Source organism: Allobosea sp. 2RAB26, from assembly GCF_052115465.1.
Taxonomy (GTDB): domain Bacteria; phylum Pseudomonadota; class Alphaproteobacteria; order Rhizobiales; family Beijerinckiaceae; genus Allobosea.
In genome coordinates, this window is the sequence record NZ_JBFRGS010000014.1 from 46,898 (window position 1) to 70,442 (window position 23,545).

The following is a 23,545-nucleotide window of genomic DNA, read 5'->3' on the forward strand; positions in this document are numbered from 1 at the left end:
AACGATGAGAAAGCAGATGCTAGCCGCCACCGCGCTCAGCCTCGTGCTCGGCGCCGTCCCCGCCTTCGCAGACATGGATGCAGCACGACGCTGGATCGACAGCGAATTCCAGCCCTCGACCTTGTCCAAGGACGAACAGCTGAAGGAGATGGAATGGTTCGTCAATGCGGCGAAACCATTCGCGGGGATGGAGGTGAACGTCGTCTCCGAGACCATTACGACGCATGAATACGAGGCGAGGACCCTGGCGCGCGCCTTCAGCGAAATCACCGGCATCAAGCTCAAGCACGACCTGATCCAGGAAGGCGACGTGGTCGAGAAGCTTCAGACGCAGATGCAGTCCGGCCGCAATGTCTATGACGGCTGGATCAATGATTCAGACCTGATCGGCACCCATTTCCGCTACAAGCAGACGGTGAACCTGACCGACTGGATGGCAGGGCCGGGCAAGGACGTCACCAATCCGCTGCTCGATGTCGACGACTTCATCGGCAAGTCCTTCGGTACCGCGCCCGACGGCAAGCTCTACCAACTCCCGGACCAGCAATTCGCGAACCTTTACTGGTTCCGCTACGATTGGTTCACCCGCCCCGATCTGAAGGAGAAGTTCAAGGCCAAATACGGCTACGAGCTCGGCGTGCCGGTGAACTGGTCGGCCTATGAGGACATCGCGGAGTTCTTCACCACCGATGTCAAGGAGATCGACGGCGCCCGCGTCTATGGCCATATGGATTACGGCAAGAAGGACCCCTCGCTCGGCTGGCGCTTCACTGATGCCTGGCTTTCGATGGCCGGCAATGGCGACAAGGGCATCCCGAACGGCCTGCCGGTCGATGAATGGGGCATCCGCATGGAGGGCTGCCGGCCGGTCGGCTCCTCCGTCGAGCGCGGCGGCGATACCAATGGGCCTGCCTCCGTCTATGCCGTGCAGAAATATGTCGACTGGCTCAACAAATACGCGCCACCGCAGGCGCGTGGTATGACCTTCTCCGAGTCCGGGCCGGTGCCGGCGCAGGGCAATATCGCCCAGCAAATCTTCTGGTACACGGCCTTCACAGCCGACATGGTCAAGCCCGGATTGCCGGTGGTGAATGCCGACGGCACGCCGAAATGGCGCATGGCTCCATCACCCAAAGGGTCCTACTGGAAGGAGGGCATGAAGCTCGGCTACCAGGATGCCGGCTCTGCGACGCTGCTCAATTCGACGCCGATCGAGAAGCGCAAGGCCGCCTGGCTCTACCTGCAGTTCATCATCTCCAAGTCGGTCAGCCTGAAGAAGAGCCATGTCGGACTCACCTTCATTCGCGAGAGCGATATCTGGGACAAGAGCTTTACCGAACGGGCGCCGAAACTCGGCGGGCTGATCGAGTTCTACCGTTCACCGGCGCGCGTACAGTGGACGCCGACCGGCAATAATGTGCCGGACTATCCACGCCTCGCCCAGCTCTGGTGGCAGAATATCGGCGATGCCTCCTCTGGCGCCAAGACTGCGCAGGCTGCGATGGATGCACTGGCAGCAGCGCAGGACTCGGTCCTCGAACGGCTGGAACGCTCCGCTGTGCAAGGCGATTGCGGGCCGAAATTGAACCCGAAACAGACCGCGGAAGCCTGGTTCGCCAAATCCAAGGCCGACGGTAACATCGCGCCCCAGCCCAAGCTCGCCAATGAGAAGCCGAAAGGCGAGACGATCGATTACGACACGCTGATCAAGTCCTGGCCGGCGACCCCGCCCAAGAAGAATTGAGGCGGCAGTTTGCGGGGAAGCGGGCGGCCGGTGCGAACCGACCGCCCGCTCCGAATGAAGCAAGGTCGAAGTCGATCTGAATGTCGGACGCTGATCGGACCTGTCAGATCTCGCGCACGGCGCCGCGCACTGCTTCCAATGTGGCCTCGACGATTGCCGCATCGTGCTCCGACGAGACGAACCAGGCACCACGCTCCAGCACGCGAACGCCGCGCTTCAACAGCGCGAGCGCGAAACGGCTATAGGCCGCCTTGTCGGAGGCCGCGACCTCCCGGTAGTTGCGTGCCGGCGCGTCGAGCCCGAAGGCAATGTGGAACATCAGCGGAAAGCCCGCGACCTGCGCCTTGATGCCCGCCTGAGCCAGGATCTCACGGATACCGTCCTGAAGGCGCTGGCCGTGAGCCGAGCTGCGCTCGTAATGCTCCGGCGTCAGCCCCTGCTGCGTCGCGACCATCGCCGCCATCGCGATCGGCTGCGCATTGAAGGTGCCGCCATGGAGCACACCATCCGCGAACATATCGATCAACTCGCCCCGCCCCGCTATCGCTGCGACGGGAAAGCCGTTGGCAATCGCCTTCGCCAGGATCGTCAGGTCCGGCGTGACGCCGAAGCGCTCCTGGGCACCACCGCGGCCAAGGCGGAAGCCGGTGATCACCTCATCGAAGATCAGCAGAGCGCCATGAGCGCGGCAGGCGGCGAGCGCGCCCTGCAGATAGCCTGGCAGCGGTGCGATGGCACCCTGGTTGCACATGGCCGGTTCCATCATCACCGCCGCGACGTCGCCGCGGGCAAGGCGGGCCTCGAGAGCAGCGAGGTCATTCCAGCCGAGGATCGACAGACCGTCACCCGCGCTGGGGTCCTGCCCCCGGCTCCCGGCGACGGGCGTGGGCGCGTCGCTCGGACCAGCCGCATTGAGGCCCGGCGCCGTTGACCACAGGACGTTGTCGAACCAGCCGTGATAATGCCCTTCGAACTTGACGATGGTGCGCCGCCCCGTCGCCGCACGGGCCAGGCGGATCGCGGCCTGCGCCACCTCGGAGCCCGAGGAACCGAAGCGAAGCCGCTCGGCACTGGGAACGCGCTCGCAGATCAGCTTCGCCGCCTCGTGCTCGATCGGTGCCTGGCCGGCAAACAGGATACCGCACTCCGCCTGACGCTGCACCGCCTCGATGACGCGAGCCGGGGTGTGGCCGAGCACCGTTGCCCCCATCCCACAGTAATAATCAATGATGCGGTTGCCATCGACATCGATGAGATAGGCGCCCTCGCCCCGCTCGAAGACGAGCGGGCCCGGCGCCATGCCTAACCTGAAGTTGCTGTTCACGCCGCCAGCGATGTAGCGCGCATTCGCAGCGATCTGCCGCGCCGATTCCTCAAAACGCAGTGTTGCTGCTGGTCCGCTTCCGTTCGCTCGCACGTGCCTGTTCTCCACTGCCGGTATTTTAAGCAGACCAGAGCCCCCATCCCATGTAAAGGAACACGGGTTTCGTCTTGCGGAATTCAGAGGGACCCGCTATGCGAAGTCTCGCGACAGCGAGGATGCGGGGCGACCATGCCGAAGAAATCGGGCAACCCTTACGTCGTGCAGCCCGTGATGAAGGCGCTCAAGGTGCTGGAATTCGTCGCGCGCCATGGTCACGAGATCGCGCTCACGACCGTCGGACGTGAGCTGCGGATTCCGAAGACGACGACCTTCCGCTACCTGCAAACGCTGACGGAAGCCGGCTTCGTCAGCCACAACCGCGAGACCGACAAATACAATCTCGGGCCGCTGCTGCGCTCGATCGCGCGTGCCGATGCGAGCTTCAGCAAGATCCGGCAGCTCGCACGCCCGGCGATGGTCGAACTGATGAACGAGTTCAATGAAACCGTGAATCTCGCGGTGAAGGGCAACGGCACGATCGTCTATATCGACCTCATCGAGGCCAACCGCTCGCTGCGCATGCAGGCGCGGATCGGTGACAGCCATCCGATGCATTCCACCGCGCTGGGCAAGGCGATCCTGGCCTTTCTCCCCGAAGCGGAAAAGCTGCGCCAGCTCGACCTGCCCTTGACCGAGCGAACCGGACGCACGCTGCTCGAGCGCGAAGAGATCGAGCGCCAGCTTCGACAGGTCGCAAAGCTCGGTTACGCAACGGAAATCGGCGAGAACGAAGACGGGGCGATGTGCGTCGGCGTGCCGATCTTCGACGACAATCATTACCCGGTGGCGGCCCTCAGTATCTCGGCGCCGTTGATGCGAATGCCGCGGCCACTCGCCGCGAAGGCGGGAATGCGGCTGCGCGAGGTCGCCGCGCATATCTCGAGCCATCTCGGCTCGCAGGACCCCATCGTTTCCGCCTGACAGGCATGGCCGGCGCGAGCCCTGCACACGCAGGCCCGTGCGGGACCTCGCGCTGCGGAGCGGTGTCAATGATATTCGATGCGTGGATCGATCCACGCATAGAGCAGGTCGATGATCAGGTTGACCAGCATATAGCCGACCAGGATCACCATGATGCAGCCCTGGATCAGCGGGTAGTCGCGGGTGCTGATCGCCTGGATGACCAGACGTCCGAGCCCCGGATAGGTGAAGACCGCTTCCGTCACCACGGCACCACCGATGAAATTCGCCATCATCAAGCCGACGATCGTGACGAAGGGCAGCAGCGCGTTGCGCATGATGTGGAGGCCGACGACGCGGCTTTCCGGCAAACCTTTGGCCCGCGCCGTGCGGACATAATCCTGCTTCGCTTCGCCGATCAGCGACGCGCGCAGGAACCTCGCGAAGATGCCGGAGACATAGATGCCCAGTGTCAGCGCCGGCAGCATGAGACTGCGTAACGCATCCACCGGCGCCTCCCAGAACGGCACGTAGCGCGAGGCGGACGGCAGCCAGCGGAGCTCGACGGCGAAGAGCAGGATCAGCAGGATGCCGAGCCAGAAGGTCGGAACACCCAGCGCCAGCGCGCTCCACCCGCTCAGCAGGCGGTCGAGCCAGGAATTGGGGCGCACGGCGCTGGCAATTGCGACGGGTATGCCGACGGCCAACGCCACCAGGATCGCAGCGACCGCCAGTTGCAGCGTCGCCGGCAGCCTCTCCCCGATCAACCCGAGAACCGGCTGGCGGCTATGCAGCGAAAGGCCGAAATCGCCGCGCACGGCGTGGCCGAGCCAGTCGAGATACTGGACCAGCATCGGCCGATCGAGGCCATAGCGCGCGATCGTGGCCGCGATCTCCTCCGGCGAGGCGTTCTCACCAACGAGCACCGCCACGGGGCCGCCCGGCACCGCGTAGATCATCGCGAATATGGCGAAGGACGCGAGAAAGAGCACCGGCAGCATCTGCAAAAGGCGGCGCAACAAATAGCCCGTCATCGGCCCCTGCGCTCCGGAATACCGGGTTCATGCCTGTCGAGCAGGGCGGTCAGGGCGCGGCCAATCGTATCGAAAGAGAGGATCGTCAAAGTCAGCACGAGACCGGGCAGCACCGCGTAGCTCGGCGCCTCGTGCAGATAGGATTTCCCCGTTCGCAGCATTTCACCCCAGCTCGGCGTCGGCGGCGGCACGCCGACTCCGAGAAAGGCGAGTGCCGCCTCCAGCAGGATCGCGACCGAGGCGAGCACGATCGCCTGCACGACGAGCGGGCTCAGCGCGTTGGGCAGGATGGTGCGGAACATGATGTAGGACGAGCCGCCGCCGAAGCTGCGCACCGCCGTGACGAAATCGAGCTGGCGCAAGGCCATGACCTGCGCCCGCGCGATCCGAGCGAAATTCGGTATCCCCGCAATGCCGACAGCGACCAGGGCCGCCGCCTGACTGCGACCGAGGACGGCGATCAGCGCCATGGCGAACAGGATGTTCGGCAGCGCCAGCAAGACATCGATGCAGCGCATCAGCACAGAATCGCGCCAATCCCCGAAAAAGCCGGCGACGAGCCCGACCGGCACCCCGATCAGCGCGGCGATAACCACGGCACCGAAGGCGGTGACGAGCGACGTCCGCGCGCCATAGACCACGCGCGCCAGGATATCGCGCCCAAGCTCGTCGGTGCCAAACCAGGCGGAAGCCGATGGCGGCATCAGCCAGTCCGCCAGGTTCTGCGTCAGCGGGTCCAGCGGGAGCAGATCGGCAAACACCGCCGCCAGCGCCACCAGCAGCAGGAAGGCGAAACTCAACGACGTGCCACGACGGGCGGAAAGCCGGCGCAGCACGTGCAGGGTCGATCCCAACGCCGCGCTCATCGCATGGCGCCACGCATCCGAGGGCTGCGTGACGCCGCGGTTGCGGCCGGGCGATGACGTCCCGCCTCGCCGCTCCGCATTACTTGAACCCGATCGTCCGCGCGACGAAGAGGTTGTCGATCTCGAGCGTCACGCCGCCAACCTTGTCGGAAGCGACGATCAGACCGACCTCGTAGGAGTTGGTCGGTATCGCGAAGGCCTCGTCCACCAGCACCTTGTTCAGGTTGTCATAGGATGCCTTGACCTCGGCTGCTCCGCCCGAGGCGCCATCGACCTTGGCAATCGCCGCGACATAGGCCGGATGCGGGTGCGGGTCCTTGAGGATCGGATTCTGGGAGGTCCGATAGATCGAGTTCGTCGTCACGCGCGAGGGGAACTTCTGGACATTGCCGACCGCGCCGAAGACCGCGGCGAAATCGCCGCCCAGCAAAGCAGTGACGAATTCGGCACCCTGGCGGATATCGAGCTCGATCGGAATTCCGGCCTTGCCCAGCGAAGCCTGTACGATCTGGCTGATCTGGACCGAGGCCTCGTCGCTGCCATTGACCAGCATCTTCCAGTCTTTCATCTCGGCCGCCGAGAGACCGGAGGCTGCGAGCAAGGCTTTCGCCTTGTCGAGATCGTAGGCGTAGGCCTTCGCGTAGCTGGCGTCGAAGGCGGGGCTTGCCGGCGCCCAGGGCTGCGCGACGATCTCGCCCATGCCGGCATAGCCGACGCGCAGGATGCCGGCACGATCCATCAGGTGATTGAAGGCCTGGCGGTAGGATTTGTTGCGGAACGGGCCACGCGTCGAGTTGATGCGGAAGACCTGCACGAGCTTTCCGGGCCCGGAAAAGACCTGATAGCCGGCGCTCTTGAGGCGCGCGGCGCTGCGCGAGGAGCCGTTATAGATGATGTCGACGGCGCCCGACTCGAGCGCCGCGCTCGCCGCCGCATCCTCGCTGAAGACCGTGAAGACGAGGTCCTGCACGATCGGCTGCTTCTCGCGCCAGTAGTTCGGATTGGCCTTGAGGCGCAAGCCCTGCCCGACTGCGCGGCTCACCAGGGTGAAGGGGCCGGTGCCGGCGGGAACCGTCTCGACCGTATCGATGCCCTTGGCCTCGATCGGGATCAGGAACTGCAGCAGGTCTAGGATCTGCCGTTCCGGAACCGGGGCCTTGAAATTGATCACCACGGTTCGGTCGTCGGGCGCCGACCAGTCCTTGACGATCGACATGGTGGAAAAGACGTTCTTGCCGCGCTTGGGATCGGCTCCCTTTTGCAGCGTCGCCAGCACGGAATCGGCCTTGAACGGCGTGCCGCTGTGAAAGGTCACGCCGTCGCGCAGCTTCACGCTGACCGAGGACTTGTCGGGCGCGATCGTCCACTCAGTCGCTAGGCTCGGCTCCGGCTTCCCCTCGGGCGTATACTCGATCAGGCTGTCATAGAGGTTCTTGATGACATGGAAATTGACGGTCGAGAGCTGCTGCGGATCGTAATTGGCGAGTTCGCTCAGCACGGCGACACGCAAGGGGCCGCCCTTCAGTTGCTGAGCGATGGCTGGGAGTGACATCGTCAGGGGAGCCGCTGCAGCCAGGGCGATGCCCCCCATGCAGAATTGACGTCGCGATACGGTGGTCATCCGGCACACTCCCCTTTTTGGTTGGTCTTCGTGTCAGCTCGTCCCCGCTCCTGGCTGGGTCGAATGCGCCCGCCAGTCGCTTATTGTTTCAAGTGGATAGACGGGGCGCGGAATCCGCGCCCAGGGCAAGGTGAAGACGTCCGACTGCCCGGGCCCGCGCGTGTCGGCACGAATGACCTGCGAGGAGATTGGCGCGAAATACTGGAAATTCGACGCCGTCTTGAGGACAGCCATCTTGTAGTCCGCGAGATCGACGCCGAAGGCTTCGTAGACGCCCGGCACATTGCCAGCGACACCGCGCAACTCGCTGATCAGGAGCGTCACGGGCCCAACGTCGAAAACGACGACCCGGCCCATATCGACCTCGTTCTGGTGGTTGTAGATCAGCGGCACGGGCCCACCCCCGATGCGCCGGACCGTGCCGCTGACCTCGAGCGGCGTAAAGAAGGCCGGCGCCGCATCGCCGCCCAGCGGCAGCGTCACCCGTGCCCCCTCGCCGGCCGCGACCAGCGTCGCGACGGCCTGCGGCGAAATCAGCGGGATCAGCGCGCGGCTGCCGATGCCGAGCCTGAGGATCGATTCCAGGATCAGGTTGCTGTCGCCGGCGGAGCCACCGAAGACGGTATCGCCGGTGTCGCTGAGCACGACCATGCCGCGCTCGGCAGCGTCGGCCTTGCGCACGGCCTCGTCGACCGAGACCGCCTCGCGGATCTGGAAATCATCGCGCATCGACCAGGCGAGGTCGGCGAGCTCATCCGCCAGAGTCTCGGCCAGGGACGGGTCGCCATCCGTGACGACGATCGTCGACCAGCCGCCCTCGGCGACATCGAGCCAGGGCTGCATCGGATAGTTCGATGCCTGCAGCACGCGCTCATCGGCCTCCAGCTCGCGGGCCCGATCGAACCAGCGCTTCATCGGCCCCTTCGACGTCAGGAACTGCTCTTGATGCGACAGCAGCGGAATCTTGCGCCAGGCCATCACCGGCCGCCGCTTCTCCGCGAGAATCTTGAGCAACAGAGCCGTCCCGATCTTGCCGGTATCGAAGACGTCATGCGGCTGCGTACGATGCCCGACGATCGCCGTGCAATTGGCCATGATCTTGCGGGTGATGTTGGCGTGGTGATCGAGGCCAAGCAGGATCGGGACCTCGGATCCGAGGATCGAACGGCAGAGCTCGGCCTGCTCGCCTTCGACATCGTCGATATCCTCGGCAGCAGCGGCGCCGTGGAGTTGCAGGACGAGTCCGTCGATCGGGCCGACAGCCGCGAGCCCGGTCCGGATCTTGTCCTGGAAGAAGTCGAACGCCGCGCGCGTGATCCGGCCGCCGGCGACGCTCCAGGCCCTGATGATCGGGATCGTCTCGACCGCAAGGCCGGATTCAGCCACCGCTGCATAGTGACCGCCGATCTGCCCGATCTCGCCGAACTGACGCGCGATCTCGGCCCCCTCATACAAGCCGAATGCCTCGAAATCCGCGAGCGTGGTCGGTACAGGATTGAAGTCGTTCGTTTCCTGCACAATGTGAATCAAGGCCAGGCGCACAGAATTCCTCCCGGAAAACGACGGTTCGCCAGCCGCAACGGCAAGGCGATCTCAATGGGTCGCACACCTCGTTATTGAGCGCTCACGCCGGTTGAACCTGCCGCAACGCGCGAAAACATGGGAAAACCGTACTGACGGCGCTATTTCGGGTCAAGGATTCCCTGTTTCGCAAGAAGAAACCGCTCCGATCTTCACAGGACCGGCAAACCTGTATTCCCGACCTCGCCTGGCTCACGAGACAGCGCTTCTCGGAGCGGCCAATAGCGGCACGAGACGCCGTGACCTGCCGCGACTTCGTGCCACTCCGCAGTGTTGCTGCTCGCGTGATCGTCGCCGTGGACACAGCCGCCGCCATCGCCTTCGAGAAAGCGCAGATCCGGCGGCGGCCGCCGGAGCCGTTCGCGCTGGCGGACGGGATCGGGCACCGGCACCGCATCCAGCAATACGCGCGTATAGGGATGGGCGGGGCTGTCATAGACTTGAGCCGCGCTGCCCATTTCGACGACCCGGCCGCGATACATGACCGCTACGCGATGGGCGACTTCGCGAACGATCGCGAGATCATGCGCGATGAACAGATAGGACAGGCCGAGCTTCACCTGAAGCGACTGCAACAGGTCCACGATCTGCGCCTGGGTGCGGACGTCGAGCGCCGAGACCGGCTCGTCGCAGACGATGAAATCCGGGCTGACCGCCAGTGCCCGGGCGATGACGACGCGCTGGCGCTGCCCGCCGGAAAATTCGTGCGGGTAGCGCTGCATCATGCCCGGGTCGAGGCTGACCAGGTCCAGAAGCTCAGCGACACGGTCCTGCAGCCGGGCAGGAGGCACCGAGCGATGCACCTGGAGCGGCTCGCGCAGGATCTGTCCGATCGTCATGCGCGGGTGCAAGCTCGAATACGGATTCTGCAGCACGAACTGCATATGGCGCCGCATCTGCCGCAATCGTGCGGCCGGCATCGTAGTCAATTCCTCGCCGAGCAGTTTCACCGAGCCCGAATATGTCTTCTGCAGCTGCAGGATCGCCCGGCCGGTCGTGGTCTTGCCCGACCCGGACTGGCCGACGAGCCCGAGCGTCTGGCCGGGTCCGATATCGAAGGAGACACGATCGACCGCCTTCAGCGCCTTGCCGTCGCCCCTGCCGGGAAAGCGCACCGACAGATCGCGGACCTGAAGCAGTGGCCGCGGCAGCGCCTCGGCGAGTGCGGCGGGATCATGAGCGGTCATCGCGTCGGCCCGGTGCTCTGGAGACGCGGCACGGCATCGAGCAGGGCGCGCGTATAGGCGTGCTGCGGCGCGGCGAAGACCCTCTCGATCGCTCCGGCTTCGACGATCTCGCCGCGGTACATCACATTGACCCGGTCGACCATGCCGGCCACGACGCCGAAATCATGGGTGATCAGCATCAACGCCATGCCGCGCTCCTCCTTCAGCCGCAGGAGCAAGCGCAGGATCTGCGCTTGCACGGTGACGTCGAGCGCCGTCGTCGGCTCATCGGCGATCAGCAGGTCCGGCTCGCAGGAGATGGCCATCGCGATCATGACGCGCTGGCGCATCCCGCCTGAGAACTGGTGCGGATGATCGTCCAGGCGCCGCGCCGCATCAGGTATCCCGACCTGATCGAGCAGTTCGATGCAGCGTTCGCGTGCCGCCTTGCCGGACAGCCCGGTGTGGTGGCGCAGCATGTCGGTCATTTGCGCGGCGATGCTCAGGACCGGATTGAGCGACGTCATCGGATCCTGGAAGACCATGGCGATGCGCCGCCCGCGCAAAGCCCGCATATCGACTTCGCTCTTCGCCAGGATGTCCTGCCCCATGAAGCTGACCTCGCCGCCAAGCGCGACAGAGGTGCCTTCGGGAGTGAGCCGCATCAGCGCCTTGGCCGTGACGCTCTTGCCGCAGCCGGATTCGCCGACGAAACCGACCGCTTCATCGGCAGCGATATCGAAGGAGATGCCGCGTACGGCCTGGATGACCTCCCGGCGCGTCGTGACGCTGGCGGTCAGGTTGCGGACGCTGAGGAGCGGGTCGGTGCGGGTCATCGCACGCTCCCGACATCGAGCACGTCGCGCAGCCCATTGGCCAGGACGATAAAGGTCAGCGTCGCGAACACGATCGCGGCGGCGGGGCCGATCACGGTCAGCGGTGCCAGCTCCATGAATTGCCGCGCTTCGGACAGCATGCCACCCCAGTTCGGGTCCGGCGGCGGCGGCCCGAGCCCGAGGAAGGACAGGGCCGTGACCGTGAAGATCGTCTGAGACAGGGTCAGGCTGGTCGCGACAAGGATCGGCGAGACGACGAGCGGCAGGATATGGCGGAGAACCAGCCGCAATTCGCTCATGCCGATGCTGCGCGCCGCTTCGACATGGTCCCATTGCTTCACGCTGAGCACGGGCGCGCGCACCACTCTGGCCATTGCCGGCGTGTACACGATGGCGATGGTGAGGATCAGATTGGGAATGGTCGGTCCAAGCGCCGCAACGACCGCAATCGCGAGAAGGAGCACCGGGAAGGCGAAAACCACATCCAGGACGCGCATGATCACGTCATCGACCAGGCCGCCCAGATAGCCGGAGAGCAACCCGAGGACGAGACCTCCGACGAGGGCGATGAAGACGGCCGTGATCGTGATCAGCAGGGTCGTGCGGCCACCGACGATCAGCCGGCTGAGGACGTCGCGACCGATCGAGTCCGTGCCGAGCCAGTGGCGCGCGCTGGCTCCGGCAAGGGAGTCGGGCGAGGTCGCGGACGGATCGAACGGCACGAGGAAGGGCGCGAAGATCGTGACGATCAACATCGTGGCCAGCATTGCCAGCCCGATCCCCAGCAGCAGGCCGCCTTGCGTGATCCGCACTGGCTTGACCGCGCGCGCGCCAAGGGCCTGCTCCTGAACTCCCTCCTGCGACACGGCCCTCACAGCTTCACCCGCGCGTCGACCCGGGCATAGGCGATGTCGATCATCGTATTGACCACGACCACGATGGCCGATGCCGTCAGGACGATGGCCTGGATCACCGGATAGTCGCGGCTATTGATGGAATCGAAGAGATATTGGCCCATTCCGGGAATGGCGAAGATGGTCTCGACCAGGATGCTGCCGCCAAGCAGGGCTGCGATCTTGAGACCGGTTGCGGTGATGACCGGCGTCAAGGCGTTGCGGACGAGGTAGTCGCGGAGGATCCTGCCCGGAGGCAGCCCTTTCGCGCGAGCGACCATGACGAAATCCTGGTTGGCCACCTCGAGGACGGCAGCGCGGGTGTTCTCGGAAATCGTGACCGAGACCGCCAGCGCCAGGGCGAGCGCCGGCAACAGCAGGCTACCGATATTGGCGAGCGGATCCTCGAGAAACGGCGTGTAGCCGAAGATCGAGATCTGCGGGAAATAGAGGCCGAAGAGCAGCACGATCAGCGTCGCGACCACATAATTCGGCACGGCCAGCATAACGCCATTGTAGAGCCGCACGATCCAGTCGATCGCGCCACGCATCCGCGCCGCTGCCAGCCCGGTCGCTACCCCCATCAGCATCGAGATGATCGCGGCAACCAGCGTCAGCTGGAAGGTCACCGCAAGCCGATCGAGCAATTCCGGCCGAACCGGCTGGCGCGTCACGAAGGACGTGCCGAGATCACCGAGGAGGGCATGCCCGAGCCAGACCCCGTACTGCGCCAGCAGCGGCCGATCGAGCCCGAGTTCCTGCCGGATCGTCGCCAGAACCTCCGGTGCGACGCTCTGTGAGCCCGCTGCGGCAATGGCAAAATCGCCTGGCAAAGCCCGCATCATCGCGAAGGCAATGAAGGAGACCGCCAGCAGGATGACCAGCATCCAGGCGAGGCGGCCAAAGACAAAGCGCGTCATCGGCCGGCGCCCAATGTGCCGAAAGCGAACGGGGGAGTTATTTTTTCAGCCATGCCGTGCGCACGAAGGAGCGGATATTCGCAGCGATCGGGACGTAATCCTTGACGTAGTTCCACCAGATCTCCCAGCGGAGCGGGTACTGGTAGACTTGGATGATGTAGGCTTGGTCGGCGATATGGCGCTGGATCGCCATGTTCTTGGCCGCACGCAGGCCGAGGTCGAGTTCGGCGCGGGCTTCCAGGATCATTCTGTCGAGTTCGGCATCGTTCGATCCGGTGCCCTTGCCGGTAGCGCTGTCCGACTTGATGTATTGAAGGGTGGCGTCCGAGTCCGGCGTCCAGGACAGGGCGACCGAGAGCAGCGTCGGCCACGTACCGGTGTTCCACATGGTCAAGAGCGGGGCCGTCTCCATCGGCGTCAGTTTGACCGTGATTCCTGCCACCTGCCATTGCTGCTGCAGGATCTGCGCACAGGCGACGTCGAGCGGGTTGGCTGCGACGATGATGTAATTGCCGAGATCGATGCCCTCGGGATAACCGGCCTCGGCCAGCAGAGCCTTCGCCGCTGCCGGATCATGCTTGTAGTAGGGCAGTTCCCCGGTGCCATCATAGCCGCCGACCTGGCTTTCCGGGATCATCGCGCCGATCTTGCCCGAACCGCCCAGGATCGTGTCGAGGCAGGCCTTGCGATCGGTCGCGAGACTAAGCGCGCGGCGCACCCTGACATCGTTCAGGGGCTTGGCCTTCATGTTCAGCCAGACCGGAAAGGTCCGCGAGGTCTGACCGGGAGCGGACACGAGGTTGGGCGAGGTGCGCGCAATCGCAGCCGCGACTTTCGGGTCCTTCAGCCAGGTCATGTCGATCGCGCGCGACCGCAGCGCCGAGGTCAGCGTGGCCTGGTCCTTGTAGAACTTGAACACCACCCTGGAGAGATGCGGCTGCCCCTTCTCATAATAGCCCGCGTGCGCGGTCAGCGAGAATTGCAGGTTCGGCTGATAGGCCTCGAACACGAAGGGGCCGGTTCCGACGGGCTGGGTGTTGAGGTTCTCGACCCCGGCCGGGACGATCGCACCATTGGGGCTGGTCGCCAGATTGCTCAGGAAGGCCGCATCGGTCGCGTTCAGCTGGAATTTGACAGTGTAGGGGTCGATGACCGTAACCGCATCGACGCTGGAATAGAACGCCCGCAGGCGGCTGCCGGAAGCCGGGCTCAGGATGCGATCGAAGGTATGCTTCACATCATTGGCCGTGAAATCCTGGCCATTGTGGAATTTCACGCCCTGCCGCAGCCGGAAGACATAGGTCTTGGGATCGGGCTGCTCGTAGCTCAGCGCGAGGTCGGGCTCGATCTTCATCTGCGCGGACCAGCGCAGCAGCCCCGTATAGATCAGGCTGGTGAAATCATAGGAGGAGAACGCCGTAAGCGTGACCGGATCCAGCCCGATCGGGTCGGCATCGGCGCCGATCGTCAGTGTTCCACCGGAAACCGGCGTCTCGGCCGCAGCATCGCCGACCATGATCGCGGGCGAAAGCGCCATCGCACTGCTGGCGAGCACAAGCCGCAGCAGGCTGCGGCGCGATAGCTCCTCTGCCATCTCCGGCTCGGGGGCGATCATCGGGAATGACGGAGGCTTCACGAACGATCCTTCCACATATGATCACAGGGCATGATCTCGGCCTGAAGCCTGCAAGACGCTGATCTCCCATCAGCACCCGCCGCATGAAGCGAGACGCCTGTCGCCCTCGCCGATTCCCGCCCGCAGATCATCCCTCTCTCCGACGGAGGCTAGGAGTCGCCAGAATTCGCGTCAAGGATTCCTAGTTTCGCAACAAGAAACACGGTTTCCAAGTAGGGCCTCTCAGAAGAACGTTCTGACGACCCCGCGCACGCCGTAATCGTCGTCGACCAGCATCAGCAGAGCCCATTTGTCGAAGGTCGTGCAGGGATGACCGATGCCGAAGCCGACCATGTCTCCAACCTGGAGCGGGCTGTCCTCCGGCGTACCGAGATGGCAGTGCTGGTCGTTGAGTGCGAGAACCGTGTGCCCTGCCGGCATCGGCTCGGGATTGCTCATGCCCTGCCGGAACCAGCGCAGGGGAACGGGCATGCCTGCGTCGTAGCTGATGTCGCGCTTGCCGACGGTGAGCAGGCTACGACCGCGCTCGGGCCGCGATTGGACATAGGCCCAGACCTCAAGCGCCGGCTCGAGTCCGCCCGCCGGCAGGGTCAGGCTTGTTTCCATGACGATGCGCCGGAATGCACTGGCATAGGCTGTTGAATCGTGCGTCAGGTAACAACCCGAGCGCAGGACCTTCACGATGGATCGCGCAAAGGACGCCGCGTTCAGCTTTTCTCCGACGCGATCGAAAAGGGCGGTTCCGCCGGCACTCAGCACCATGGGATCGGGGCCGAGCAAACCCTCCGCTTCGGCGGCCAACGCCACGTCGATCATGTCGTCGAGGAGGCGGTCTGCACCTGCGGTGACACTATGTAACCCTTCGAAACACTCGAACCCGGCAAGTTGCAGCCCAGCCGCCCCACTGATGGCACGGGCGATCGCCATCGCCTCGGCCCGGCTGCGCGCACCCGTTCGGCCGCCCATGAAACCGATCTCGACGAGGATGCGCAGCGGATTGCCCGATGGCGGCGGCGCGCGCCGGGCGGCCTCCGCCAGCAATGCGACACCTTCGACGCTGTCGGCCAGGCAATACAACGCAAAGCCCTCATCCATCACGGCATCGAGGCAGGCGGCGATCTCCTGGCGTCCGACAGGCTGATTGGCGAGGATCACGCGTCTGACACCGAATTGGCGGCACACCTGAAGCTGCTGGATCGTCGCCACGGTAATGGCCCAGGCGCCGTCGGCGATCTGCAGGTCGAAGAGCTGCGGCGCCATGGTCGTCTTGCCATGGGGCGCGATCACCAGACCGTTCTCTGCGGTGAACGCGCTCATCCAGACGCTGTTTCGCCTCAGCACGCTCTCGCGGATCACCGCAATCGGGAGCGGCAAGTCGCCGGCCAGAACATTCCAGCCTTGCGTCCCGATATCGCCCAGTCGCAGGCCCGATATGCCTGGCGGCAGCCCCTTGCTCAGCCCATCGAGGCGTTGATCGTCGATATCGGCGAGTGACAGACGCGGCAGCGCGCCACCGGGGGCGATCAGAGCCATGGGTTCGGGTCCAGCGGTGAGAACGGGCGGCGGATCTTGGTGTAGGCGATCTTGCTGGCGTCCGGTGGGTATGGGCCGCCGCTGTCGAGATAGAGAACGCTGGCCGCGATCGGCGCAAAGGCCGCATGGAAATGGTTCGAGGATTTGACGACCACGACCCGCTTTGCCGCCAGATCAATGCCGAGATTGGTGAAGACCGGAGGGCTGAAGGTCTGGGCGCGGGTCGATGCGAGGACGATATCGAGAGCGCCAATGCGGATCGCCGCAGCCGGCCCGAGCGAAACCCAGCTCTGCGCAAAGGGCACCACGAGCTCGGGCGTCGTGCCTGTCACCAGCACCGTGGCATCGATCGGCCGGCCCGACGACGGCGCAGCCTTGCCAGCGAAGCGCAGGGAAATCTCGGCTCCAACCCCGGCGGCGCGGCACAGGCTCACGGCGACGGGGTCCCAGAGCGCCCCGATCGCGGCCGGCACCTCCGGCCGTCTGAGCAGCGCCTCGACCATCACCGAGGAATCGCCGGCGACGCCGCCGCCGGGATTGTCCCAGCGATCGGCGAGGATGACGGGACGGCCATCCTGCGCCAGTGCCAGCGCCGCCTCGATACCCTCATCAGGCTTGTAGTGCTTCGGTGCCGCACCGCTGGGACCCCAGCGCAGGATTTCCAGCCCAAGCGTCTTGGCGAGCGCCGCCGCCTTGTCCGCATCGCGATCGGCGATGACGAGCACCTTCGTGCCGACATCCGCCACGTCCGCCGCCTGGAAGCCGTGCGCGACCGAGATACTCAGGATACCCTCCCGGCCCTCCATCGCCTTGATACGGTCGACGAAACTGCGGCCTGGCTCACGGCTTGTCATGAAGCTCGCAATTCCGCGGCAGTCGAAGACGGCGCTGACGGGTTTCACCTGCGCGCGCGCTGTCCGCAGACAGAGCTCGAGAAGATCCTCCGCCCGATCGAGAAAGTCGGTATGCGGAAACTCCTTGAAGGCCACGATGATATCGGCGGCACCGACCATCTCAGTGGTGAGATGGCAATGCATGTCGAGCTCGGCCCCGATGACGCAATCGGGGCCGGCAAGCGCGCGGGCGCGCGCCATCAGGTCGCCCTCGCAATCGTCATAGTCGCGCGCAACCATTGCGCCATGCAGCCCCAGCAGCACGATATCGACGGGCAGCGCATCACGAAGCTGGCTAAGAATTTCATCCCGCAGGCTTTCATAGCCCTCGCGCGAGACGAGCCCTGCAGGTTCGGCCCATGTCGCCGTGCCCTCGATCAGGGTGTAGCCCTCGCTGGCAGCGCGGCGGCGGGCGGCGACCACCGGTGCCGAGCACAGCGTCGGCGTTTCCGGGTGCGTACCGGGCGGACAGTAGAAGGCCGCCTCAAAGGCGCTGCGATCGACGAAGAGCGGAGCGAAGGTGTTGGTTTCAGTCGCCAGCGATGCAACGAAGACGCGCATGCAGATAGCCCCCGCTCGGCGACACGACGCAACCGCACCGTCCCGCTCCCCCACCAGGATCTAACGGGAGGTCGCTTCCCCCTGTCAAAGCAAAGCGGTTTCTCCTGACGGAATAATGGCGCCTTGATCCGGAACGCTCCCGCGTCCGAAATGGCGCCACGCCGCTTCCTGTCGAGATTGGTTTCCCCAGCATGGCACGCCCCCGCCGCATCCTGCTCGCCGCGCTGTTTCACGAGACGCACAGCTTCATCGACGAGATTACGGCCCTCGCCGACTTCACGATCCGACGCGGCGGCGAGGTGTTGCAGCGACGCGGAGACGGTTCCACCCTCGATGGATTCCTGGAGGTGGCCGAAGCCGAGGGGTGGCAGGTCGTACCGACGATCGACTACACGGCCCTGCCCTCGGGCACCGTCGAACAGGCTGTCTTCGACCGCTTCCGGGACGAGTTCGACGCGGGGCTCAGGGCAGCACTCGCGGATGGCGGCCTCGACGGCATCTGGCTCGCCCTGCACGGTGCCATGGTGACGTCGGCATGTCTCGACCCGGAGGGTGCTTTGCTCGCCCATATCCGTGCGGTGCCCGGCTGCGAAAACCTGCCGGTCTTCGGTGTCTTCGACCTCCACGCGAATTTCACCGCGGCCATGGCTGCCCACGCCAATGGCCTCGTCGCCTATCGCGAGAACCCGCACACCGATGCGCGGGAATCGGCCAAGCGCGCAGCGCAGCTGCTCGCACGGGCCCTGAACGAGAACAGCCTTCCGCGCATGTATTCGTGCAACGCCCCCGTCATGTGGCCACCGACAGGAACCGGAACGGCCGATCGGCCGATGCGCGAGCTCGAGGCCATGGCTCGGGCGATCGAAAGCGACAATCCCGCGATCTGGGCTGTCAACGTCGTCGGCGGCTATTCATTCTCCGATGTTCCCGAGGCCGGCGTCGCATTCTGCGTGGTGACCACGGGAGCGGAAGCTGAGGCGCGCGAAGCCCTGGCACGTCTCACTGAAACGGCCGCGACCCTGCGCGCCTTCGGCCTGCCGAGCGAGTGGGATCTCGACGGCGCCGTCGCGGAGCTGCTGCGTCTCCCGGGCGGCCCCTTTATCGTCGTCGAGCCGGCGGACAATATCGGTGGCGGCGCGCCMGGCGACGGAACATCCGTGCTCCGCGCGTTCCTACGCCATCAGGTTGAGAACTGTGCCGTTGCCATTGCCGACGCCGCGGCGGTTGCTGCGCTCGCTGATGCCAGGCCGGGCGATGTCCGCTGGATCTCGGTCGGCGGCAAGGGGAGCGCCATCGCCGAAGGCCCGCTCGAGATCGAGGCCCGGTTCGTCAGTTCAAGCGATGGTGACTTTGCGCTGGAGGATCTGAACAGCCATCTCGCTGCCTCGCAGGGCGCCCATTTCAGCATGGGGCCCTCTGCCGTGGTGACTACTGGACGCGGGATCAGCGTGCTGCTGACCACCCGCAAGACGCCGCCCTTCGACCTTGGGCAGTTCCGCTCGCAGGGCATCCACCCGGAGACCCTGAAGGCGATCGGCGTCAAAGCGGCCGTCGCGCATCGGCGTGCCTACGACAAGATCGCCAAGGGCAGCTACACGGTTGCAACACCCGGCCCCTGCACCAGCAAGATCGCTTCGCTGCCCTACACGCAGCTCCGCCGGCCAGTCTTCCCAATCCATCCGGATGACGCGCCGGACGACCGTTGAGCGGCCCCCGACGCCGGAAGCCGATGCGCGCTCAATTGCGCGGGTGCTGCCGGTGAGCTCATCCGGGTGTATCACCAATCTACGCCGCCCTTGGCAGCGAGTTTGGAGAGCGATCATGGATGAGGACCGTTTCAACATGGCCGTCCGGAAGTTCCTGAAGGAGGTCGGGGTGACCTCTCAACGGGAGATCGAGCGCGTCGTACGCGAGGGAAACCTGCAAGGACGCGTCGTGCGCCTGCGCATGTCGCTCACGTCAGACGATGCGCCCTCGCTTCAGCATAGTGTCGAGACAACCATCGACCTCCGCTGAGGCGGCTGACGGAGTGGCCCAGAACCCCCGCGGAAGCATCGGCAGCCGATCGCTTCACCTGGCTGCGAAGGTCGCCGCGTTCGCTCTCGCGAGCATTCGCCTGTAGCAGGGCGCTACCCAGCGATCAGGGAGGGCCTCATGCAATGCTCGAAATCTGTAATAACTAAGAAAATTTCGACTTCTAATAGAATTTAATCAGATCCGTACACAATTGCCTCAGCGATTTGACATAGGTATTATTGAATAAAAAAATTGCCTCACCAAAGTAAATCGGAATCTCCGGCAATCCATCTATATCGACCTTTGTTACATTTGGCTCCTGCTCCCCCAGGCACCATTCCGGAATGATCGCAAAGCCGAGGCCGGCCTCGACACATCGCTTGACGCTCGAACTGCCCGACGTCGAGATCGCGATCTCCATTTCGGAATCCTGTGGCCTGAGATAATCGACCGCGAGATTGCGAAGGAGCTGGCCTGGCTCGTAGGTCACGAACGGCCGGCCTGTGGCCCAATCCTTGATGCTGCTCGGCGAAGGCGGGTCCCCCCAGGACGTCGGGAAGATCAGCGCCGGCCGATAGGTGCAGACGAGGTGCTGCGGAACGTTCGGGTCCCCGAAATACCGTTCGGTGATGCAGACATCCAGGCTGCCGTCCTTGATCAGTTCCGGGAGCGACGTGTCGCGCTCATAGGCCACGATCTCCACCTGGGGGTAACGCTCACGGAAGCGGGCCAGGACCGGCGGCAGGAGATAGTAGAAGATGGCTTGCGGAAGCCCGATGCGCAGGACCGGACGCTCCTTGTCCAGGGTGCGGTCGAGCCGGGCGAGCATCGTATCCAGCTCAGGCAGCAGCAACTTGTAGAGGCTGCGTCCGCGAGGCGTCAGAATAACCGTCTTCGCGCCCTGCTCCGAGACCACTAGGCGCTCTCCCAGAACCTGCTCAAGCCGCCGGACATGATTGGCGGCAGACTGATAGCTCATGCCGAGCTTGCGCGCGGCTGCGGAATAGGAGCCGTCGCGCGCAACGATGAAGAACGTTTGGATGAGCGTCAGGTTGGCGTCACGCATGGCAGCCCCTCCCAGGAAAGCGACCTGCATGTCCCACAGCCGAGCGATTTCCGCCACTTTCAAACAATGAGGCAAGTCGGCGCCGATCATTTGGATCGACCGGCCGGGCGAAGCGGAAGAGGTTCGGCGCACCTCTTCTGGGAAACAAGATCGCCGTCATGGCCCGCCCCTCCTCAATGCATGTCGCCGTGGTTGGCGCGGGAATCGTCGGTGCTGCCGCCGCCCATTTCCTCGCGGCCGCGGGCGCAAGGGTCACGTTGCTGGATGCATCGGGCCCGGCAGCCGGTGCGACCGGCGCATCCGACGGCGCGGTCTCGGTGGCCAGCAAGCGCCCGGGGCCGATGATGGACCTCGCCCGTCATGCCAGGGCCTTCTACGGTCAGTTGGAAGCCGACGGCCTGTTCCAAGGGCTGTTCCATCGCCGCTCGACCTTCCTGATCGCGCAGAACGCCCTTGAAGCGGAACTCGTGTCGCAGCACGGCGCTGACCTCGCCCAGGCCGGCGAACGCGTCATCGCGGTCGCGCGAGCCGACCTGATGAACCGCATCCCCGGTCTTGGCGAACGCGTCGCGGCCGCCCTCGAGATTCCCGATGACGGCCACGCCCTTGGGTACCAGATCACGGCGCGCCTGCTGCAGCGGAGCGACATCGTCGTGCGGCGCCGGGCGCCGGTGTCCGAGATCGTGGTGCGGGATGGCCGTGCCGTCGGCGTCGCGCTCGCGGACGAAGTCCTGCCGGCGGACGCGGTCCTCGTCGCGGCCGGTATCGGATCGGCCCATCTCCTGAACCTGGGCGACATCCTTATCCCGCGGAAGGGACAGATGGTCGTCACCGATCGGGCAAGTGCCGGGCGTCCCGCCATCGACGGGCATCTCATGGCCGCCTCCTATCTCGCGGCCAAGCGCGGCATCGTTCTGGACAGATCGCATATCGGCCTCGTCATCGACCCGCTGGTGACCGGCCAGTTCCTTCTGGGCGGCAGTCGAGAGGACAATCGCAGCGATCATCGAACAGACGCGGTGACCGTGTCGGCCATCTTGCGGGCAGCCCTCGATCTCTATCCACCGCTCGGGGCGCGGCGCGTGGTGAGAACATTCGCGGGCGTGCGGACGGCCTCGCGTGATGGGCTGCCGATCATCGGCAGGCACCCGCATGTCGATGGGCTCGTCGTCGCGACCGGTTTCGAGGGCGACGGCATCTGCCTTGGTCCCTTCATGGGCGAATCCGCGGCGCGAATAGTCCTGGACCGGCCGCTCGCCGCCGATCTTTCGATGCTGACACCCGCTCGATTTGCCGGGGTCGAGGCCTGCCAATGATGTCGCGGATATTCTGGAACGATCGCGTCGTGCCCTTCCGCCCCGGCGAGACGATTGCAGCGGCCTTGGGCCGGGCCGGCATCCTCAGCCTCGGTCCGGAAGGCGCGCCGGTGCGCGGGCGTGTCTTCTGCGGCATCGGCGCGTGCCAGGCTTGCGTCGTCTCGGTCGAGGGTGGCGCACCGGTCGAGGCGTGCCTGACGACCGCCAGGGACGGGTTGAGAATTGGGTCCATGCCTGCGGTTGGGGGGCGGAATGACTGACATTCCGATCCTCGTCGTCGGCGGCGGGCCCGCCGGAGCAAGCGCTGCGGCCACTCTCGCAGAGGCTGGATTGCGTGTGCTTCTGGTCGAGCAGCGCGATCAACTGGGCGGCGCGATCCACCGCCAGGCGGCCCGCGGCGCGGCCCATGCCGCGCACACGCCCGCCCGGCACCGACGCAACTGGGCCGAGCTCGCCCAGCGTATCGAGGCTGCCGGCAGCCTCATCGAATTGCGCACCGACACCGTCTTCCTGGGCGTCGACGGCGATGGCCGCCATCTCTTCGACGATCGGGCGGCCGGCAGGGTTTTTGCCCGCACGGTCCGCGCGGCAGTCATCGCTGTCGGAGCGGTTGAGAAGATCCATCCGTTCAAGGGCTGGGACCTGCCGGGCGTCATGACCGCGGGCGGAGCTCAGGTCCTGCTCAAGGAGACCGGCGTCCCACCGACGGGGCCCATCCTGGTCGCCGGAACAGGCCCCCTTCTTCTTGCCGTATCCGCACAGCTTGCCAAGGCGGGCAACCCGCCGGTCGCGGTGCTGGAGCGAGGGCGTCCATGGCTTCGCTTCAACGCCCTGCTGCAGATGGTCGGGGCAGGGCCGCAACTCGGCGAGGCGGCTTCCTACGCCGCCACGCTCCTGTCGCAGGGCGTCCCCTACCGGACCGGAACCGACATCCTCTCCGTTCGCGAGGATGATGCGGGTCTGGACATTCGGGTCAGGCGCAGTGGCTCCCTTCATCGTCTGCGCGCCCGGCATGTGCTGGTGCATGACGGCATCGAGCCCAACCGGGTCGGCATACCCCTTTCGGATCCCGGAGGGGCCGTTCCCGTTGTCCTTGCCGGCGACGGGCGCGAGGTCCTGGGCGCGGACGCGGCCATCCTGGATGGCCGCCGTGCAGCTTGCACGATCCTCGCGCGTCTGGGGATGCGGCGTCCCGACGGGCAAGTCGAGGCCAGGCTGACGGCGGCGCGGAATGTCCAGGCCGCCCTCTTCAACCTGTTCCGCTCCACCTTGCCGGAGCCATCCCCCGAGACGCTGATCTGCCGCTGCGAGGCGCGTCGCCTCTCCGACTTCAGATCGCTCCCGGACGATGCCTCGACTCGGGAGATCCGCCTCATGGGGCGGTTCGGGATGGGTGTCTGCCAGGGGCGTTTCTGCGGCCCGACGATCGCCGCCCTGCGCGGCGAGGCCGTGCCTTCGGCCATCCCACCACGTTGGCCCCTGCGGCCGGTGTCCTTGGCAGCACTTGCCGACCTGAAAACAGACGATCTGGAGTCCTAGA

Annotated in this window: 20 protein-coding genes; 7 read left to right on the top strand and 13 right to left on the bottom strand. The window is 65.2% G+C overall.

Annotated features, from left to right (window positions below; translation table 11 throughout):
• Nucleotides 1-4: 4 nt before the first annotated feature.
• Nucleotides 5-1,744 (top strand): ABC transporter substrate-binding protein, encoded by a 1,740-nt coding sequence (locus AB4118_RS24050; RefSeq protein ID WP_441492100.1) that lies wholly within the window; start codon nt 5-7, stop codon nt 1,742-1,744.
• Nucleotides 1,745-1,847: 103 nt separating this feature from the next.
• Here AB4118_RS24050 and AB4118_RS24055 read toward each other — a convergent pair whose 3' ends face one another.
• Nucleotides 1,848-3,161, bottom strand: coding sequence for an aspartate aminotransferase family protein (locus AB4118_RS24055; RefSeq protein ID WP_441492101.1), 1,314 nt, complete (start codon nt 3,159-3,161; stop codon nt 1,848-1,850).
• A 135-nt stretch (nt 3,162-3,296) separates the two neighbouring features.
• Here AB4118_RS24055 and AB4118_RS24060 point away from each other — a divergent pair, with 135 nt between their 5' ends.
• Nucleotides 3,297-4,088, top strand: a complete 792-nt coding sequence (locus AB4118_RS24060) for an IclR family transcriptional regulator (RefSeq protein ID WP_441492102.1) — start codon at nt 3,297-3,299, stop codon at nt 4,086-4,088.
• A 65-nt stretch (nt 4,089-4,153) separates the two neighbouring features.
• Here the strand turns inward: AB4118_RS24060 and AB4118_RS24065 are convergent, their stop codons facing one another.
• From AB4118_RS24065 to AB4118_RS24115, 11 genes are all read right to left on the bottom strand, one after another.
• Nucleotides 4,154-5,101 (bottom strand): ABC transporter permease, encoded by a 948-nt coding sequence (locus tag AB4118_RS24065; RefSeq protein ID WP_441492103.1) that lies wholly within the window; start codon nt 5,099-5,101, stop codon nt 4,154-4,156.
• Nucleotides 5,098-5,967 (bottom strand): ABC transporter permease, encoded by an 870-nt coding sequence (locus tag AB4118_RS24070; RefSeq protein ID WP_441492104.1) that lies wholly within the window; start codon nt 5,965-5,967, stop codon nt 5,098-5,100. Before AB4118_RS24070 ends, AB4118_RS24065 begins: the two co-directional genes overlap by 4 nt.
• Before the next feature lie 79 nt (nt 5,968-6,046).
• Nucleotides 6,047-7,588 carry an ABC transporter substrate-binding protein gene (locus AB4118_RS24075; protein WP_441492105.1) on the bottom strand — a complete coding sequence of 514 codons (1,542 nt, stop codon included), beginning with the start codon at nt 7,586-7,588 and terminating at the stop codon, nt 6,047-6,049.
• Nucleotides 7,589-7,621: 33 nt separating this feature from the next.
• Nucleotides 7,622-9,130 (bottom strand): M81 family metallopeptidase, encoded by a 1,509-nt coding sequence (locus AB4118_RS24080; protein ID WP_441492106.1) that lies wholly within the window; start codon nt 9,128-9,130, stop codon nt 7,622-7,624.
• Nucleotides 9,131-9,321: 191 nt separating this feature from the next.
• The gene (locus AB4118_RS24085) at nt 9,322-10,356 is read right to left on the bottom strand and encodes an ABC transporter ATP-binding protein (RefSeq protein WP_441492107.1); all 1,035 of its coding nucleotides are present in this window, start codon (nt 10,354-10,356) and stop codon (nt 9,322-9,324) included.
• Nucleotides 10,353-11,171, bottom strand: a complete 819-nt coding sequence (locus tag AB4118_RS24090) for an ABC transporter ATP-binding protein (RefSeq protein WP_441492108.1) — start codon at nt 11,169-11,171, stop codon at nt 10,353-10,355. Before AB4118_RS24090 ends, AB4118_RS24085 begins: the two co-directional genes overlap by 4 nt.
• Entirely contained in the window at nt 11,168-12,037 is an 870-nt protein-coding gene (locus tag AB4118_RS24095; RefSeq protein WP_441492109.1) for an ABC transporter permease, read from the bottom strand. Before AB4118_RS24095 ends, AB4118_RS24090 begins: the two co-directional genes overlap by 4 nt.
• A 5-nt stretch (nt 12,038-12,042) precedes the next feature.
• A complete protein-coding gene (locus tag AB4118_RS24100; protein WP_441492110.1) occupies nt 12,043-12,984 on the bottom strand; it encodes an ABC transporter permease in 942 nt (313 codons plus the stop codon).
• 37 nt (nt 12,985-13,021) lie between these two features.
• Nucleotides 13,022-14,620, bottom strand: a complete 1,599-nt coding sequence (locus AB4118_RS24105; RefSeq protein ID WP_441492111.1) for an ABC transporter substrate-binding protein — start codon at nt 14,618-14,620, stop codon at nt 13,022-13,024.
• Nucleotides 14,621-14,842: 222 nt separating this feature from the next.
• Nucleotides 14,843-16,153, bottom strand: a complete 1,311-nt coding sequence (locus AB4118_RS24110) for an alanine racemase (RefSeq protein ID WP_441492112.1) — start codon at nt 16,151-16,153, stop codon at nt 14,843-14,845.
• Complete coding sequence (locus AB4118_RS24115) at nt 16,144-17,607, bottom strand: M81 family metallopeptidase (protein WP_441492113.1); 1,464 nt, start codon at nt 17,605-17,607, stop codon at nt 16,144-16,146. Before AB4118_RS24115 ends, AB4118_RS24110 begins: the two co-directional genes overlap by 10 nt.
• A gap of 191 nt (nt 17,608-17,798) precedes the next feature.
• Here AB4118_RS24115 and AB4118_RS24120 point away from each other — a divergent pair, with 191 nt between their 5' ends.
• Both AB4118_RS24120 and AB4118_RS24125 read left to right on the top strand, forming a co-directional pair.
• Complete coding sequence (locus tag AB4118_RS24120) at nt 17,799-19,313, top strand: M81 family metallopeptidase (protein WP_441492114.1); 1,515 nt, start codon at nt 17,799-17,801, stop codon at nt 19,311-19,313.
• 115 nt (nt 19,314-19,428) lie between these two features.
• Nucleotides 19,429-19,623 carry a DUF6494 family protein gene (locus tag AB4118_RS24125; RefSeq protein WP_441492115.1) on the top strand — a complete coding sequence of 65 codons (195 nt, stop codon included), beginning with the start codon at nt 19,429-19,431 and terminating at the stop codon, nt 19,621-19,623.
• A gap of 181 nt (nt 19,624-19,804) precedes the next feature.
• Here AB4118_RS24125 and AB4118_RS24130 read toward each other — a convergent pair whose 3' ends face one another.
• Nucleotides 19,805-20,779, bottom strand: a complete 975-nt coding sequence (locus AB4118_RS24130) for a LysR family transcriptional regulator (protein ID WP_441492116.1) — start codon at nt 20,777-20,779, stop codon at nt 19,805-19,807.
• A gap of 68 nt (nt 20,780-20,847) precedes the next feature.
• Here AB4118_RS24130 and AB4118_RS24135 point away from each other — a divergent pair, with 68 nt between their 5' ends.
• Genes AB4118_RS24135 through AB4118_RS24145 form a run of 3 tightly spaced genes read left to right on the top strand, consistent with a single transcriptional unit; the run spans nt 20,848 to nt 23,544 of the window.
• Entirely contained in the window at nt 20,848-22,005 is a 1,158-nt protein-coding gene (locus tag AB4118_RS24135; RefSeq protein WP_441492117.1) for an NAD(P)/FAD-dependent oxidoreductase, read from the top strand.
• Nucleotides 22,002-22,265: a 2Fe-2S iron-sulfur cluster-binding protein gene (locus tag AB4118_RS24140; protein ID WP_441492118.1), complete on the top strand. Its 264-nt coding sequence runs from the start codon at nt 22,002-22,004 to the stop codon at nt 22,263-22,265. The genes AB4118_RS24135 and AB4118_RS24140 overlap by 4 nt, the downstream gene beginning before the upstream one ends.
• Nucleotides 22,258-23,544 (top strand): FAD-dependent oxidoreductase, encoded by a 1,287-nt coding sequence (locus AB4118_RS24145; RefSeq protein WP_441492119.1) that lies wholly within the window; start codon nt 22,258-22,260, stop codon nt 23,542-23,544. The genes AB4118_RS24140 and AB4118_RS24145 overlap by 8 nt, the downstream gene beginning before the upstream one ends.
• Nucleotide 23,545 lies beyond the last annotated feature (1 nt).